The following is a 16,576-nucleotide window of genomic DNA, read 5'->3' on the forward strand; positions in this document are numbered from 1 at the left end:
GCCCACAGCAGGCCCGCGTCATCAAGGAGACACTGTATGGCAAGTTTTTCCCACGCGGTGGGTGCTCAAACCTACCGCTTCGACAGCCTCAAGGACGTGATGGCCAAGGCCAGCCCGGCACGCTCCGGGGACTTCCTCGCCGGTGTCGCCGCGCAGAATGACGGCGAACGTGTGGCGGCGCAGATGGCGCTGGCAAATATCCCGCTCAAGCACTTCCTGCAGGAAGCATTGATTCCTTATGAAAGCGATGAAGTCACCCGGCTGATCATCGACACCCACGATAAACAGGCGTTTGCAGCGGTCAGCCACCTCACCGTCGGCGGCCTGCGCGACTGGCTGCTCAGCGATGCGGCCGATGAACATACCCTACGCGCCTTGGCGCCAGGGCTGACACCGGAAATGGCCGCGGCCGTGTCCAAGATCATGCGCGTGCAAGACCTGGTGCTGGTGGCGCAGAAGATCCGCGTGGTCACCCAGTTTCGCGGCACCCTGGGCCTGCGCGGGCGCTTGTCCACGCGCTTGCAGCCCAACCACCCCACCGACGAACCGGCCGGCATCGCCGCGAGCATTCTCGACGGCCTGCTGTACGGCAACGGCGACGCCATGATCGGCATCAACCCGGCCACCGACAGCATCGCCTCGATCTGCGCCATGCTGGAAATGCTCGACGCGATTATCCAACGCTACGAAATCCCCACCCAGGCCTGCGTGCTGACCCACGTCACCACCTCCATCGAAGCGATCAACCGCGGCGTACCGCTGGACCTGGTGTTTCAGTCGATCGCCGGCACTGAAGCGGCCAATGCCAGTTTCGGGATCAACCTGAACGTGCTGCAGGAAGGATACGACGCGGGCTTGAGCCTCAAGCGCGGCACCCTCGGCCAGAACCTGATGTACTTCGAAACCGGCCAGGGCAGCGCCTTGTCGGCCAATGCGCACTTTGGCGTCGACCAGCAAACCTGTGAAACCCGTGCCTACGCTGTGGCGCGGCACTTCAAGCCGTTTCTGGTGAACACCGTGGTCGGCTTTATCGGCCCGGAGTACCTGTACAACGGCAAGCAGATTATTCGCGCCGGCCTTGAAGACCACTTCTGCGGCAAGCTGCTCGGCGTGCCCATGGGTTGCGACATCTGCTACACCAACCACGCCGAAGCCGACCAGGACGACATGGACACCCTGCTGACCCTGCTCGGCGTGGCGGGCATCAACTTCATCATGGGCATCCCCGGCTCCGACGACATCATGCTCAACTACCAGACCACCTCGTTTCACGACGCCCTGTACGCCCGGCAAACATTGGGTTTAAAACCGGCGCCGGAGTTCGAGCAGTGGCTGGCGAAAATGGGTATCTTCACGCAGGCTGATGGCAAGGTGCGCTTTGGTAACAGCCTGCCACCGGCCTTTCGCCACGCCTTGGCGCAATTGGGATGAAGGAGCCGACTGTGCAACCAGAATTGCCTGACAACCCGTGGCTGGAACTGCGCCGCCTGACCCCGGCACGTATTGCCCTGGGCCGCACCGGTACCAGCCTTCCCACCACCGCCCAATTGGACTTCCAGTTTGCCCACGCCCAGGCGCGGGACGCGGTGCACCTGCCCTTCGATCACACCGGCCTCAGCCGCCAATTGGCCGAACGTGGCCGAGACAGCCTGTTGCTGCACAGCGCCGCTACAGACCGGCACATGTACCTGCAACGCCCGGACCTGGGGCGACGCCTGAGTGATGAGTCGGCGCAAACGCTGTGCGACTACGCTTCGGCCCAGCCCGATGGGGTGGACTTGGCCATCGTGGTAGCCGATGGCCTCTCGGCACTGGCGGTGCATAAACACACGGCGCCGTTTCTGGCGCGCCTGGAAGAACAGACCCACGCCGAAGGCTGGTCGTTGTCACCGGTGATTTTGGTGGAGCAAGGCCGTGTGGCGGTGGCCGACGAGATCGGCCAACTGCTCGGCGCCAAGATGGTGGTGATTCTGATCGGCGAACGCCCAGGGCTCAGCTCGCCGGACAGCCTGGGCCTGTATTTCACCTACAACCCCAAGGTCGGCCTCACCGATGCCTATCGCAACTGCATCTCCAATGTGCGGCTGGAAGGCTTGAGTTATGGCATGGCGGCCCATCGCCTGCTGTACTTGATGCGAGAGGCGTGTCGCCGGCAGTTGTCGGGGGTCAATCTCAAGGATGAGGCGCAGGTTCAGACCCTGGAATCCGACGACCCGGACCTGATGAAGGGCAATTTCCTGCTCAGCCCGGCGGAGGACCGATAGCGGCACGATTGCGCTTTTTGGCGTCATTAGGCAGCATCGAGTCACGGCCGCTCGTGTGGTCATACCCCATTTGGAAGTTGAGGCCTGGCATGCGGATTACTCAAGCGACCCTGGAACACCTGGACCTGTTGACCCCATTGTTCGTCAAATACCGCGAGTTCTACGGGGCCTTGCCGTTCCCGGACTCGTCACGGGCCTTTTTGGAAAAGCGCCTGCGGCGCAAGGAGTCGGTGATCTACCTGGCCCTGGCCGACGATGACGACAAGCGGCTGCTGGGGTTTTGCCAGTTGTACCCGAGCTTTTCCTCGCTGTCGCTCAAGCGGGTGTGGATCCTCAACGACATCTATGTGGCCGAGGATGCGCGCCGGCAACTGGTGGCCGACAACCTGATGCGCACGGCCAAAAAAATGGCCAAAGACACCCACGCGGTGCGGTTGCGGGTATCGACCAGCAGCGATAACGACGTGGCGCAGAAGACCTATGAGTCGATTGGGTTTCGCGAAGACACCGAATTCAAAAACTACGTGTTGCCGATCAACGAAGACTGACCAGTAATGTGGGAGCGGGCTTGCTCGCGAATGCGGTAGACCCGTCAAAACCTCATTGACTGACACACCGTTTTCGCGAGCAAGCCCGCTCCCACACTTGGATAGATGAGGGCCTGGAAGCCCAACCCCTTCACAATTTCGCGACACTCCCCGCTACAAAAGCCACACGCTTTTCACCTCTCAATCCGTATAATGCCGACCTTTCAGGGTTGTAAGAACCGCGACAATTACTTGTAGCCTTATTGCCTGAGCTTCCGCACAAGCCCGCTGAGCCGGGCTATTCACACAGGTGCCATCCATGGATTTCAACCCGCTCGACCTTATCCTGCATCTCGACGTTTACCTCGACATGCTGGTAACCAATTACGGTCCGTGGATCTACGCCATTCTGTTCCTGGTGATTTTTTGCGAAACCGGCCTGGTGGTCATGCCCTTCCTGCCGGGCGACTCCTTGCTGTTTATCGCCGGTGCCGTCGCGGCCGGTGGCGGTATGGACCCAGTCCTGCTGGCCGGCCTGCTGATGCTGGCGGCCATCCTCGGCGACAGCACCAACTATGTGATCGGACGAACGGCGGGCGAGCGTTTGTTCAGCAACCCGAACTCGAAGATCTTCCGCCGCGACTACCTGCAAAAAACCCACGACTTCTACGACAAGCACGGCGGCAAAACCGTAACCCTGGCGCGCTTCCTGCCGATCCTGCGCACCTTCGCGCCGTTCGTCGCGGGCGTGGCCAAGATGCCGTATCCGCGCTTCTTCGGCTTCAGCGTACTGGGCACCATCCTGTGGGTCGGCGGCCTGGTGACCTTGGGTTACTTCTTCGGCAACGTGCCTTTTATCAAGAAGAACCTGTCGCTGCTGGTGGTGTTCATCATCCTGCTGTCCCTGGTGCCGATGATTATTGGCGTGGTGCGCAGCCGCTTTGGCCGCACTTCTTCCGAAGCCAACCCGCACTGACCGCCCGTGTGGTCCTTCAGCGCCTGGCGTCGCCGGCGCCTGCTGGCCAAGCACCCGATTGCCGATGACACCTGGCAACGGGTGCGCCACCACCTGACCTTCCTCGACGGCATCACGCCGGAGCAAGACCAGTGGCTGCGCGAAGCCTGCGTGGTGTTCCTCAGCGAAAAACACCTCACCGCCCTGCCCGGCGTCGAACTGCATCAGGAACAACGCCTGCTGCTCGCCGCCCAGGCGCAACTGCCGCTGATGAACCTGGGCGACCTCGACTGGTACCAAGGCTTTCATGAGATCGTGCTGTACCCCGACGACTTCCTCAGCCCACAACGCCATCGCGATGCCAGCGGCGTCGAACACGAGTGGGACGGCGAACACAGCGGCGAAGCCTGGCAACAAGGCCCGGTGATCCTCGCCTGGCCCGGCGTGCTCGCCAGCGGCCAATGGGAAGGCTACAACCTGGTCATCCACGAACTGGCGCACAAGCTGGACATGCTCAACGGCGACGCCAACGGCCTGCCGCCCCTGCACCACGACATGCGCGTGCAGGACTGGGCCAGCGTCATGCAAGGCGCCTTCGATGACCTCAACCGCCAGTTGGACGCCAACCCGGACGCCGAGACCGAGATAGACCCTTACGCTGCGGAAAACCCGGCGGAATTCTTCGCCGTCACCAGTGAATATTTCTTCAGCGCCCCGGATTTACTGGTCAATAGTTATCCACAGGTGTACGCCCAACTCAGCCGCTTTTATCGCCAGGATCCCCTGGCCCGCCTGACCCAACTGCAAGCCTGCGACCCGCGCTACTCGCCACAGGGCGAATGACCGTACGACGCTTGGCGCATGGCATCGGCGTCAGAATATGCCTATAATCGCCGCCACTTTTAGGCCAATCCGGCCATGTCATATGGCCAACTAACGGGGGCAACGCCCAATGAGCTACAGCAAGATTCCGGCTGGCAAAGACCTGCCGAACGACATCTACGTCGCCATCGAAATTCCGGCCAACCACGCGCCGATCAAATACGAAATCGACAAAGACAGCGATTGCCTGTTCGTTGACCGTTTCATGGCCACCCCGATGTTCTACCCGGCCAACTACGGTTTTATCCCTAACACCCTGGCTGACGACGGTGACCCCCTCGACGTGCTGGTGGTGACCCCTTACCCGGTCACCCCAGGCTCGGTCATCCGCGCGCGCCCAGTCGGTATCCTGAACATGACCGACGACGGCGGCGGCGATGCCAAAGTTATCGCAGTGCCACACGACAAGCTGTCCCAGCTGTACGTGGACGTGAAGGAATACACCGACCTGCCGCCACTGCTGCTGGAACAGATCAAGCACTTCTTCGAGAACTACAAAGACCTCGAAAAAGGCAAGTGGGTGAAGATCGACGGTTGGGGCAACGCAGACGCCGCCCGCGCCGAGATCATGAAGTCGGTTGCCGCCTACAAAGGCTGATACCCGCGCCTCATTGCCACGGCAAATAAAAAGCCCCGTTAATTCGGGGCTTTTTTATGGGCCGAATTAAACATCAAGTTCAATGTTTATTTGCAGCGTTTAACTAAGTTGCACACCTGAAAGATCCAGCCACAACTAAGCCAAATCCTACAACCGCAAATCAACGCATGGTTTATTTGATTAGACTTTCCGGCCAGTAAACTCTGCGTTTATGAATACATCAGGTGATCGTTTAAAAGCGCTACTACGGGAAGTTCATCTTTCCGCCTCCGACTTCGCCAAGAACCGCGGCGTCACGCCTCAGCACGTGAACAACTGGTTCAAACGCGGCGTCCCCATGGGCCGACTCAACGAGATCGCAGAATTGCTGTGCGTCTCAAGTCGCTGGTTAAGCGACGGCAAAGGCCCCAAACACCCGCCCGCCAACTACCTGTTGGAAGGCCCCACCGCAAGGATTGCAACCGCCCGCGAAGACACAGGCAAATACCTCACAGGCCCCGCCTGCCGCCCGGAAAAAACCGACGTGGAGATCCCCCTCCACCCCACCTTCACCTCAACCGAACGCATCCGCGTCTCCCTGCACAGCCTGGAAGCACTCAACGTCAACCCCGACCGCGCGATAGGCGCCTACATGGTCGACAACAGCATGATCGACATCATCCAGCAAGGCGCCACCCTCGCCATCGACCGAGGCCGCACCCAAATCATCGACGGCGAAATCTACGCCGTCGAACACGACGGCATGCTGCGCATCAAATACCTCTACAACCGCCCCGGCGGCGGCCTGCGCATGCGCAGCCACAACGCCAGCGAACACCCGGACGAATACCTCAACCACGAGGAACGCTTCGAGCAAAGCTTCAAGATCGTCGGCTGGGTATTCTGGTGGTCCACCCTCAACAACCGCCGCCCACCGGTGCCACTGGATGAACACCTGCTGGGCTGGGAAGGCTCTAAATCGGAACCGGAGGTGGGCAACTGAAGTGAATGTGAGTATCATGCGCCGCACATTTGGCAGGGGTCGCTTCTAGCTGACTCCCTGCTGGCGAAGCGGAGGAGTTCCCGCGGATGCCCTACTATTCAGCCTGACGCAATGTGGGCTGAGCGATTTGAAGGCTGGTGAGGTTTGTCAAAAACAAGCTGAGGCAGTCCCCGAGAAGCCGGCCACAAGCCGGCTTTTTAATGCCCCCCTTAAGAGCCTTAAAGATCCTCTGCCCCCCCCTGAACATGTCTCTGGTGCAATAGGCAGCCATTCAAAGGCCAGTGGCAAAATGACTCGACGCAATTTAGGTGCTTCATCCAAATAGTCAGCGACCTGATCGGTATCCAACATGTCGCCAACAGCGACACGAGGATGAAACATGTCGCAAAAATACAAAAATAACGACACGTTATGCACGCGGGTTTACACTAGCGACATGACAAGGGCGCTTATAAAAGCGGCCTCACCTTTAATTGGACGTCCTAGTGAGCGTGCGCCCATGACAAACCCCCAGCGGCCTTGGCAGGCGGATAGACCCTATAACCAGCTTCCACCCTTGCCGCCAAAGGCAGAACTGGAAACCCGAGCGGTCCTCAAACGCTGCATCGAAGCTCGAGCAGCCTTGGCCGAATTGAAACAAGCAGCCGAGCTGATTCCTAACCAAACGATGCTGATCAATACGATCCCGCTGCTGGAAGCCAAGGACAGCTCCGAGATCGAAAGTATTGTCACTACTACAGATTTACTCTTTCAGCATGCCCAGGATGGCGCCAATCATGCAGATCCCGCGACCAAAGAAGCCCTCCGGTACCGCAAGGCTTTACATAACGGTTTCCAGTCGCTGGCTGAACGTCCACTCTCTACCGGCACAGCAGTAGAGATCTGTCGCACGCTCAAGGGTGTAGACATGGACATCCGTCGAGTACCAGGCGTCCAGCTAGCCAATGATCGGACCGGAGAAATTATCTATACCCCACCAGAGGGCGAAGATCGCTTACGCGACTTGCTCGCCAACTGGGAACGTTTTCTACACAACGAGACAGACCTCGACCCGCTGGTTCGCATGGCTGTCGGGCACTATCAGTTCGAGGCTATCCATCCATTCACAGACGGCAATGGTCGTACCGGGCGTGTGCTAAACACCCTGTATCTGATCCAGGAAGGTCTGTTGAATCTACCGATTCTCTACCTTAGTCATTTCATCATTGCGCATAGAGCCGATTACTATCGACTACTGCTTGATGTCACACGCGAACAGGCCTGGGAGCCCTGGCTGCTGTACATGCTTACTGCCGTGGAAGAAACAGCTCGCTGGACCAGTGCCAAAATTGCCGCCATTCGCAGCCTGTCCGAGCACACCAGCCAATTTGTTCGCGAGCGTCTGCCGAAAACCTACTCACGCGAATTGGTGGACGTGATTTTTGAGCAGCCCTATTGCCGTATTAGCAACGTCGTCGACAAGCAGATCGCTCAGCGCCAGGCTGCTTCTCGCCACCTCAAAGAGCTGGTCTCCATTGATGTTCTGCAAGAGGTTCAGGTCGGAAAGGAAAAACTGTTCATTCATCCAAAGCTGATGCAGTTGCTGATTCGCGACAGCAACAAGTTCAAGCCCTATTTCTGAGCCGAAATTAAGGAAATCGTGAATAAGTCGCCTGGACGATCAAAACCGAACAGGCGACGTCATATCACCTAGGCTGCAAACACTCCACCGCCCGATCCGCAACCATTTTCGCCATCTCCACCAAATGCATCACCGCTCTCTGCGGCGCAGCCACTGAATCGCCGATCACCTGTGACGTAGCCAGCGCACAATGCAGCAGCTCAGCCACCTGCACCCAGGCATCCTCGAAGCTCAGTTCTTCATTGACCGTGAATGGGTTGGTCGGGTGTGACGACAGCGTATCTGAACGAACGTTATCCATAGCAAAACTCCTAGCAGTAAGTGACTACCACCGTCCTTTCGCGACTAAACGGGCAGAGGTGGCGGCTGTACGCAGGTTAGTCGACCGGCCGCTAGGCACCGGCGCACCCGAGGGTGCCCTGCGCACAGCCACCATAAAGTGCAGGCGAGAAGACACCTGTCTTTGGGATGGCGCGTGCGCCTAGCGAGGTCCGGGCGACTAAACCCGATCACTGAATTAGCAGTGACGGTCAGCAGCCTAGTCACCCAATTCCACTGGCGCAAGCGGTTGGGATTCTCTCGGAAACGTCCTGCAAAGGAAAGGGATCGGACCTGCTGGCTACTCAAAATCAGGCAATTCACTCCTGTTCTGCACAGCAACCCGGAGACCTGAAATCGGGCGTCAACCATTGTCCACTTTAAGTTGACAGTAAGACTCATCCCACCCGATTTATCCCTCATCACCCACCCATTAATCTGTGCCCATGTTGAACGCAACGCCCAACCAACCTAAACAAAAAAGGATTCAACCATGAGCGCTTCCACCTACAACCGCTTGAACAAAGACGACGCCATTGTTCTGCTGGTCGACCACCAGACCGGCCTGATCTCCCTGGTGCAGGACTTCTCCCCCAACGAGTTCAAGAACAACGTGCTGGCCCTGGCTGACCTGGCCAAGTTCTTCAACTTGCCGACCATCCTCACCACCAGTTTCGAGCAAGGCCCTAACGGCCCGCTGGTGCCAGAGTTGAAGGAGATGTTCCCGGACGCGCCGTATATCGCTCGCCCTGGTCAGATCAACGCCTGGGACAACGAGGATTTCGTCAAGGCGATCAAGGCCACGGGGCGTAAGCAGATCATCATTGCCGGTGTAGTAACGGATGTGTGTGTGGCATTCCCGACGCTGTCGGCGCTGGCGGAAGGGTTTGAGGTGTTTGTGGTGACGGATGCGTCGGGCACATTCAACACCACGGTGCAGCAGGCGGCGTGGAGCCGGATGACGCAGGCCGGTGCGCAGTTGATGAACTGGTTCTCGGTGGCGTGTGAGTTGCACCGCGACTGGCGCAACGACATCGAAGGGCTGGGGAATCTGTTGTCCCAGCGGATTCCTAACTACCGCAATTTGATGAATGGGTATGCGGCGCTGACTGCCCAGTCTAAGTAAGTAAGTCACCACGCTGTATGACAAGCCTGCTTTGAAAAGCAGGCTTTCTCATTTCACGGCTTACCCGGCCAGCAATTGCCCAACCACCGCCTTGAATTTGGTCAGAGCGCCTATCCGCTTAGCAACAGATATCTACCTGATGGTATGCAGCTTCCATCGCACGGCAGGTAAACAAGCCTGAGCGGCATAACGTGGATCAAGTGGCATTGGCAAAACGCTCCGGAACGGTAATGAGGAACTCTTTATCGAGTCGACCGCCCCGGATGATTTGCCGCTTGCCCTTACCCATGTCGATGCTGGAACGATCTATTCGCCCATACCACGCATGGTTCGCGTTACGTGCCAGCAACAGGAACACGCGTTTGACGCGGATCGAGTTGCACGCTTCAAGCAGTTTTTGCAGGCGTTTGGGGCTGAGTGTGGCCAGACCGCTCAATACATCAGCCACACCGCTGAACAGCATTTCATCGTCGCTTTGATGGATAAGCTCAAGCACCGCACGCTCCGGGGTGGAGATTTTTAGCGCAAATTGGCGGTAAGGCACTTGGAAAACTTGTAACGCCATATCTTCCAGCCCCGCAAAGAGCGCACCTCGGTAGAAATTTACCTGGGCCTCCCATTCGTGCTTGCGAAACCAGCCTGGCAGAAGAGCTTCTGATGTGCCGAATAGATCGACTGTCTGCTTTCCGAAGGTCAGGTAGTGGCTGTAACCGGCCAGGCTCAACGCCGTCGCACCACCCGGCCAAATCTGCACCGTTGCGTCTTGTTGCAGTGCGAAGACACCGCCTTGCCAATCAAGATCGTCGCCGCTGCGTTTCCACGCACCATGCCCCACACGCTCTACCCAGCCCGTGTGCTGATACTTTTGAATGAGGCTCGGCCCAACGCCGTGCTCGTGCAGCCACGCTTGGGTGGCAATGGAGCCCGGTGGCCATTCAGCGAGAAGATGGTTTATTTTCATTATAGATATCACCCTATAAGGGTATTTATATGAAAAATATTAAACCACGAGAACGCTGGGCATGACTATTCTTGCCAAGCGTTGATTGCAGCCGTGAATGGGTACGTCAATACCAGGGCGCGGTGACGCGGAGCGTCACTGGATGCGTTACCACGCGGAGCGTGGGAACGATCAACTTCCTTAATCCAGGATCAAGTGCGGCAGAAACCGGCTTGAGTCCTTGGTGATCAAGCTATTGTCCTCGCGCACGCCGATGCCGGCGGCCTGGTCGCCAATTACCCAAGAGCCGATCAGCGTGTAGCTGTCACCAAATTTTGGCAGCGGTGCGAACTCTTGAAGGATGAACGGTGCGTCCGTGTAGGGGCCGTCTTCTTTTACGATGAGGCCGTCGGCGGTTTGCAGTTCGATGTTGGCGCCTTCCCGGGAGAAGAACGGTTTGCGCACCCAGCCCTTGGGCACGGCTTTGCCTGGGTCGGTGTCCAGGTGGGACGCGAGCAGGTTGGGGTGGCCTTGGTTGAATTCCCACAGCAGCGGCAGGATGCCTTTGTTGGAAATAATGGATTTCCACGCGGGCTCAAAGAACTGCGTGTCGCTCTGGGCAATCGCGGCACCAAAGGGTTCGTGGAAGATGAACTCCCAGGCGTGCAGTTTGAACAGGTGGGGGATCCAGCGATCTTCAAGGTCGACGAAGCGGCCTTCGCGGGTCAGGCCGATGTCTTCGATGTCGATGTGGCGTGATTCGATGCCGACCTTTTCGGCGACCAGGCGCAGGTAGTCGGTGGTGCCTTTGTCTTCGACCGAGTCTTTCATCGAGGCGAAATAGAACGGCTGGTTGACCTGCAGCTGCGCGAAGGCCTGGTGCAGTTTGGTGTCGATGCTGTTGAACTGGTCGGCGTGCTTGGGCAGCAGGCCGCGTTCGATGCATTGTTCCAGCCAGCCCCACTGGAATGCCGCGGCTTCGTAGAGGCTGGTGGGGGTGTCGTAGTTGAGTTCCAGCAACTTGGCGGGCCCGCTGCCGTTGTAGGAGAAGTCCATGCGCCCGTACAGGTGCGGGTGGCCTTCGAGCCATGAGGTGCGGATCATGTCGTAGAAGGGCGCGGGGATGCTCAGGCGTTCAAGCAGTTCTTCGCTGTGGACCACGCGGGCGACGAGGTCCATGCACATGTCATGAAGCTCGGTGGTCGGGTCTTCGAGGTCGCGCTCGATTTGCTTGAGCGTGAACTGGTAGTACGCGCTTTCGTCCCAGTAGGGTTCGTCGTCGATGGTATGGAACAGGAAGCCGAGACTCTCGGCGGTATGTTTCCAGTCATGACGCTCTGCGCATTGGATCTTCTTCATGGCCGGTTTCCTTAGCTGCTCGACCCGCCGCCCCAGCCACTGCGTGCGCTGGCTTTGCTGCCGAAGCCGCCCCGGGAGGTGGCCGATGAAACCGAGCTCGACGTAGGTGAAGAGCGCAGCGTGCTGGTGTAATTGCTGCTGCCGTACCGGGCCTGGTTCGAGCGGCCAAAGGTCGCGCCATTGGACACGCGTTGGTTGAGCGTCGAGTTGCCGTAATTGCCGCGATCATCGCGATAGCGGTACACCGGTTCCGAGCGGTAGCTGTTGCGGTTGTTGCTCAGCATGTTGCCGATCAGCAGGCCGGTCAGCAGGCTGCTGGTAGAGAAGCCTGAGCCGCCGCCGCTGGCCTGAGCTTTGGCCGCTTGCGCATTGGCAGCATCAACCTGGGATTGTGTCACCTGGCCTTCGGCGGTCAGTTCGAAACCGCCCAAGCGCGGGATGAATTTGCCGGTGGAGTCTTGCTGGCACCAATCAGCGACAAAGTCGGCGTCGCAATCGGCCTGGCTGTCATACACCGGCGCAATGCGGCGATGCTCGGCCATGGCCGTCATGTAGGCGTCCGAGCAGACGTCCACCGGAAGCTTTTCATCGGCGCATTGCTGTACCGATTGGAAGTTGTACTTCTTTTGCAGGTCGTAGGTTTTTTCCGTTGGGCCGCAGCCGGATATCGCCATGGCGACCGACGCTGCCAGCGAAAGCTGGACGTACTTGCTTCGTTTCATCGGGAGCTCCGTGGGCAATCAGTTCGAGGTGGGCGTCATGCACGCGGCATTCAGCATGCCGACGCTGATGGCCACCGCGGCCACGTAGATACCGGCCGCCAGTTCGCCCTTCTTGATGCGCTCGGACGTGCCTTTAAGCACCAGGCTGGTCAGCAGGAACGCCAGCAACTGGACGACGGCGGCGATCACGGCCCAGACGATGAAGTCGAGAACGTTGATCGAGTAGGCAATCACGTTGCTGGCCGGAATGGCGAAACCGACGATGGCACCGCCCAGGGCGACCGCTGCGGAGGTGTTGCCCGCACGGATCAGTTCGAACTCCTTGTGCGGGGTGATACGGGTGTAGACGAACTGGAACAGCGCGAACAGTACCGCAGCCCCCAGGATGTAGAGGACAAAGCCGAGCACGGCGGCTTTGTTGAGGGAGATGGAGAGTGCTTCTAGCATGGACGGCTTCCTTTTTTAGAGCGTAGTCAGGTCGGTGGTGTACAGCGAAATGCCCAGGGATGTGCTCAGGCTGATGGTGCCTTCGGCATCTTCTTCGACGGAGAACAGCAGGAACTCTCGACGGTCGGTCAGGCCGGTGTCGCGGGCGTATAGCATCGAACGGTGCTCGACGTTGTAGGTGGCCTCTGGGCTGGTGACCTGCTCGCTCATCGCCACCAATTCGGTCTGGCCGTCCTCGCTGCCCCACTCCCGGAAAAACTCGACGCCGTCGTGGGTGTAGGTCGGCAGCCCGATCAGGCTCTGTGGGCCCGCCAGCCTGCGCAGTTCCGCTTCGCTGCTGATGGTGACGTAACTGAGGTAGTTGAACAGAATCACCGACTCGACCTGGCCTGCGATCTGGCCGGTGGTGTGCACCTGCAGCCAATAGTCTTCGTCGTTCATGTAATAGCGCGACAGCCAGGTGGACTGGCCAAGATCGATGGTGCCATTGCTCCAGATTTCCTGGGAGCCGGGGATCACCACGTTGGTTTTTTCATCAAGCAGCAATTTCAGGGTGGTGTCGAACATCACCCCCTTGCCCGGTGCCAGGCCAAGCGGGCCGGTGGCTGGCAGGCTTGGGCTGGCGGTCCGGTTCGAGTCGGTAGTGGCTTTTGGGGCCTCAAGCCCCATTAACTGTTTAAGCCATCCCATGGGAGATTTCCTTAAGCCGAGTGGAAGCGATGTAGAAGAGTTCGCCGCCTTTGACCTGTGTGGCACTGGGCGGGTTGATCGACGCCTGCTGAACACCTTGGGCGCGATAGCCGATGAGGGTGGCGTTGTGGCGCTCCTTCATCTGCGTGTACAGCTCGCCGAAGGTTGCCTCAAAGGCATCGGGCAATTTCATCAGGTACTGGGTGGCGCCCTGCCCCACGCACAGCAGCTCATTGATGACCACCGACGAGCCCGGATCCTGAGAGGCGCGCACCAGCATTTCGATTGCCATGCTGGACGTGCACTCCAGGCGCGGAGCGTAGGAGCTGGCGAGTGCGGCGATTTCACTTTCGTTGAAGTGGGCGACTACATGCCCGACGGGGCTCAGTTGGTTCACCGCCAGCACGGTGGCCAGGGTCAGGTCATCAGACGGGGTTCGCACCAGCACACGCTCGGCACCGGGCACACCGGCACGCAGCAACAGCGCGGTGGAAGACAAGCTTTCGCCGCGGATGAACGCTGCTTTGCCGGGCATCGGGTTTTCTTCAAGGCTGCAATCGCAGATCACGATCAGGTTGTCGTTCGAGGTTTCGTCTTGCAGCAACAACTCAATCACCCGCTCGCTGGACGCGCCCTCCCAGCCGATCAGCACGGTATGGCCGACCTTGCCGGTGAAATCACCTTTGCCCTTCATGCCTTTTCTCCATGCATCGATAACACTGCTGGTGGTTTTGCCGATGGCTGCCGTGAGCAGCGCAATGCCCCCGAGCATGACCCAGGCCGCCACGAAGATTCGCCCAGCAGAAGTCTGCGGTGCGAGGTCGCCATAGCCCACGGTGAGTGTGGTAGTGAGATAGAAGTAGATAAACGTGGCGGGAGCGGTGAGGTGTTGTTCGCCCAGCAAAACCAGGCCCAGATAAGCCGTGCTCAGGTGGACCCCCAAGGCAACGATCAGGCCTGCCCAACCGAAGCGGTGAAAGAGCGACGAGGCGTACATGCGTAACAAAAGGAAAATCGACATTTAGCCCCTGGCTCCCTGGGTACTTGAATCCTGACGACAGCATCGCCTCGGCGTTTGGATGCTCAAGTGCGTTCACCCGGCATTAAACCCGCTGCGCGGCGTGGATAGAAGTACCTTGGCTGCAATAAATCCGGCGAGCGCACCAAACAGATGCCCTTCGAAGGAAACGCCGTGCCGGGGAAGGAAGCCCACGATCAGCCCGCCATACAGCAAAGCCACGACAGCGGCGGTTAGCAGGTTGCCCCAGCTTCTGTGGAACCAGGCGCGAGACAGCAGGTAGGCCCATAGCCCGAACACCCAGCCGCTGGCGCCGACGTGTACGCCTGAAAAACCAAACAGCCAGACCAACAAGCCGCCCAGCAGAATGACGATGGCACTGACGGCAATGAACCGGTTGACCCCTTCGATCATGACCAAAGAACCCAAGACCAAAAAGGCAATCAGGTTGGCGCTCAGGTGGCCGAAGGAAGCGTGCAAAAACGGTGAGGTGAGGATGCCGAACAGGCCCTGCACCGTTCTCGGGATCAGCCCGAACGCCATAAGGCTGTAACCGGTCGCCACATTGAGCAGTTGCAGCGCGACCATGAAGAGGGCCAGGCCTGCGATTGTCTTGAAACCGTTCAAGGCGTTCACCCTGACCTCAACATACAAAAGAAGAGCACTGCCACTGTGGCAGTGCTTAAATGTGCGGATTTGTTACTCAGCCGACTTTTGCTTCAAGCGCTCCAGAATCGCATTGGCACTGCCTTCGTTCGGCGTGATGCCGGCATCGCGCAGTTTGCGTTCCAGGTCTGTTCCCGTCGACGCTTCAGCCAGTTCATCCTGGGCTTGCAGCTCAGCGGCACGTTGCTGCTGTTTGGCCTGCAAGCGATTGAGCGTACCGACGGCGGTTTCCAGCTTGCCGTTGGCACCGCCGCTGGCAATCGAGGCACTGACCTGGGCCTTTTGCACGCTGTCGCGAGCCTTGGCCATGTCCACTTGCTGGCGCAGGCTTTTGATGCGGCTCTCGGCCTTGGTGATGTCTTTGCGCATGCTCTCGGCGTACCCACCGAACTCGGCAGTCTGCTTTTGCTCTACGTCCCGCTCGTTGGTCAGGGTCGAAATGGCTTCGGCCACTTCCAGGGCGAGGTCTTCACGGTTGGCCTGGATAGCGGCCATCGCCTTGGATTCCAGGTCTTTGATCTTGGCGTCGTACTCGCCAACACGATCAGCCGCCAGTTTGTGCTTGGCCATGATGCTCACAAGCTCACGCTTGGCGTTGGCCAAGGCGCTGTCGGCATCGCGAATTTCCTGGTCAAGGATGCGCAGGGCCTGTTGGTCGACGATCGATTCGCCGACTTCGCTGGCACCGCCACGCAGCGCGGTGAACAATTTGCTCCAGATGGACTGAGTCATTGGATTTTCCCGAATAATTAAATGAAGAAACGTTCGAAGGCTTCGCTGGCGCGCTGCACGTTATCAACCAGGGTTTTCACCTCGGTCACGATGTTGGTCAGGCTGGAGTCGGAGCTGAGTGCACCGAACATGTTGTAGACCACCTGCCCGTTCGGCATGGACTCGATACCGATGGACGACAACGGGAACATCTCCCGGCTGCGCAGCACGGCGTCGTTGAAGGCCGGCACGTCGTTGATGGACTCAGCGTCAACCAGGACGGTATCCACGATGATTTGCTCGCCCACCACCGCGATGTAAATCGGCAAGCCACCAAAGTCGTTCATCTCAAGCTTGATGCTGGACTCGGAGCCTTGGACGAGAGAAAGCGTAATGTCATTGGACGTCACGTCATCCAGGGCCTGGAGAGCACTGAAGAGGCGATCGATATTCCAGTTGGTACCTGCGCTCATGAAATTCTCCGACATGAATGAGCCAGCCAGGATCGGTTGGCGTAGCTGTTTCTCCATTTGCTTGAGCAGGCTTCGGTTTTCGGGAAGCACCCAAGTCTCGTGTTTCACATAACCGGCCGCCGCCAGCCCCGCGCGCATCTGCTTCATGTAAAAGCTCGACGGCTTTTTTGCGGACGGCTTCAAGCGCTCTCCCTTGAGGCTTGCTGAATCGGTATCGGGCCCTGCTGATGGGCTCGATGGAGAGCTGCTGTTCATGGTACTGACCTCGCTGTGAAAA

The 16,576-nt window shown here is 58.7% G+C and carries 19 protein-coding genes; 9 read left to right on the forward strand and 10 right to left on the reverse strand.

What is annotated here, in order from left to right:
- Nucleotides 1–36: 36 nt before the first annotated feature.
- The 8 genes from HU731_RS12285 (at nt 37) to fic (ending at nt 7,829) form a co-directional block, all read left to right on the forward strand.
- The gene (locus HU731_RS12285) at nt 37–1,431 is read left to right on the forward strand and encodes an ethanolamine ammonia-lyase subunit EutB (protein WP_138761852.1); all 1,395 of its coding nucleotides are present in this window, start codon (nt 37–39) and stop codon (nt 1,429–1,431) included.
- Nucleotides 1,428–2,264: an ethanolamine ammonia-lyase subunit EutC gene (eutC, locus tag HU731_RS12290; RefSeq protein ID WP_186609383.1), complete on the forward strand. Its 837-nt coding sequence runs from the start codon at nt 1,428–1,430 to the stop codon at nt 2,262–2,264. The genes HU731_RS12285 and eutC overlap by 4 nt, the downstream gene beginning before the upstream one ends.
- An 89-nt stretch (nt 2,265–2,353) precedes the next feature.
- Nucleotides 2,354–2,812, forward strand: coding sequence for a GNAT family N-acetyltransferase (locus HU731_RS12295; RefSeq protein WP_014720105.1), 459 nt, complete (start codon nt 2,354–2,356; stop codon nt 2,810–2,812).
- Between the two features lie 298 nt (nt 2,813–3,110).
- Complete coding sequence (locus tag HU731_RS12300; RefSeq protein ID WP_003194521.1) at nt 3,111–3,767, forward strand: DedA family protein; 657 nt, start codon at nt 3,111–3,113, stop codon at nt 3,765–3,767.
- A 6-nt stretch (nt 3,768–3,773) separates the two neighbouring features.
- Nucleotides 3,774–4,589: a M90 family metallopeptidase gene (locus tag HU731_RS12305; protein WP_186609381.1), complete on the forward strand. Its 816-nt coding sequence runs from the start codon at nt 3,774–3,776 to the stop codon at nt 4,587–4,589.
- 109 nt (nt 4,590–4,698) lie between these two features.
- Complete coding sequence (gene ppa, locus HU731_RS12310; protein ID WP_003176323.1) at nt 4,699–5,226, forward strand: inorganic diphosphatase; 528 nt, start codon at nt 4,699–4,701, stop codon at nt 5,224–5,226.
- A 211-nt stretch (nt 5,227–5,437) separates the two neighbouring features.
- Nucleotides 5,438–6,208 (forward strand): LexA family transcriptional regulator, encoded by a 771-nt coding sequence (locus HU731_RS12315; protein ID WP_186609379.1) that lies wholly within the window; start codon nt 5,438–5,440, stop codon nt 6,206–6,208.
- A gap of 499 nt (nt 6,209–6,707) precedes the next feature.
- On the forward strand, nt 6,708–7,829 hold the full coding sequence (gene fic / locus HU731_RS12320; RefSeq protein WP_186609396.1) for a protein adenylyltransferase Fic: 1,122 nt from the start codon (nt 6,708–6,710) through the stop codon (nt 7,827–7,829).
- Nucleotides 7,830–7,893: 64 nt separating this feature from the next.
- Here the strand turns inward: fic and HU731_RS12325 are convergent, their stop codons facing one another.
- Nucleotides 7,894–8,130, reverse strand: a complete 237-nt coding sequence (locus HU731_RS12325) for a hypothetical protein (protein WP_186609377.1) — start codon at nt 8,128–8,130, stop codon at nt 7,894–7,896.
- 510 nt (nt 8,131–8,640) lie between these two features.
- On the opposite strand from HU731_RS12325, the gene ycaC reads away from it, so the two are divergent.
- Nucleotides 8,641–9,273 carry an isochorismate family cysteine hydrolase YcaC gene (gene ycaC / locus HU731_RS12330; RefSeq protein ID WP_186609375.1) on the forward strand — a complete coding sequence of 211 codons (633 nt, stop codon included), beginning with the start codon at nt 8,641–8,643 and terminating at the stop codon, nt 9,271–9,273.
- Nucleotides 9,274–9,469: 196 nt separating this feature from the next.
- On the opposite strand, the gene HU731_RS12335 is transcribed toward ycaC, so the two are convergent.
- The 9 genes from HU731_RS12335 to HU731_RS12375 form a co-directional block, all read right to left on the reverse strand.
- Nucleotides 9,470–10,234, reverse strand: a complete 765-nt coding sequence (locus HU731_RS12335) for a type IV toxin-antitoxin system AbiEi family antitoxin (protein WP_186609373.1) — start codon at nt 10,232–10,234, stop codon at nt 9,470–9,472.
- A 180-nt stretch (nt 10,235–10,414) separates the two neighbouring features.
- On the reverse strand, nt 10,415–11,572 hold the full coding sequence (locus HU731_RS12340; protein ID WP_186609371.1) for a glutathionylspermidine synthase family protein: 1,158 nt from the start codon (nt 11,570–11,572) through the stop codon (nt 10,415–10,417).
- Between the two features lie 11 nt (nt 11,573–11,583).
- Nucleotides 11,584–12,294: a DUF1190 domain-containing protein gene (locus tag HU731_RS12345; protein WP_186609369.1), complete on the reverse strand. Its 711-nt coding sequence runs from the start codon at nt 12,292–12,294 to the stop codon at nt 11,584–11,586.
- Between the two features lie 18 nt (nt 12,295–12,312).
- Nucleotides 12,313–12,741: a DUF350 domain-containing protein gene (locus tag HU731_RS12350; RefSeq protein WP_186609367.1), complete on the reverse strand. Its 429-nt coding sequence runs from the start codon at nt 12,739–12,741 to the stop codon at nt 12,313–12,315.
- Nucleotides 12,742–12,756: 15 nt separating this feature from the next.
- Entirely contained in the window at nt 12,757–13,431 is a 675-nt protein-coding gene (locus HU731_RS12355; protein WP_186609365.1) for a DUF2491 family protein, read from the reverse strand.
- Nucleotides 13,418–14,452: an ion channel gene (locus HU731_RS12360; protein ID WP_098950241.1), complete on the reverse strand. Its 1,035-nt coding sequence runs from the start codon at nt 14,450–14,452 to the stop codon at nt 13,418–13,420. The genes HU731_RS12355 and HU731_RS12360 overlap by 14 nt, the downstream gene beginning before the upstream one ends.
- 72 nt (nt 14,453–14,524) lie before the next feature.
- The gene (locus HU731_RS12365; protein WP_186609363.1) at nt 14,525–15,085 is read right to left on the reverse strand and encodes a rhomboid family intramembrane serine protease; all 561 of its coding nucleotides are present in this window, start codon (nt 15,083–15,085) and stop codon (nt 14,525–14,527) included.
- Between the two features lie 63 nt (nt 15,086–15,148).
- Entirely contained in the window at nt 15,149–15,847 is a 699-nt protein-coding gene (locus tag HU731_RS12370; protein WP_003194548.1) for a PspA/IM30 family protein, read from the reverse strand.
- Nucleotides 15,848–15,864: 17 nt separating this feature from the next.
- Complete coding sequence (locus HU731_RS12375; protein WP_032895109.1) at nt 15,865–16,446, reverse strand: YjfI family protein; 582 nt, start codon at nt 16,444–16,446, stop codon at nt 15,865–15,867.
- Between the last annotated feature and the right edge of the window lie 130 nt (nt 16,447–16,576).

Source organism: Pseudomonas salmasensis (assembly GCF_014268375.2).
Taxonomy (GTDB): Bacteria; Pseudomonadota; Gammaproteobacteria; order Pseudomonadales; family Pseudomonadaceae; genus Aquipseudomonas; species Aquipseudomonas salmasensis.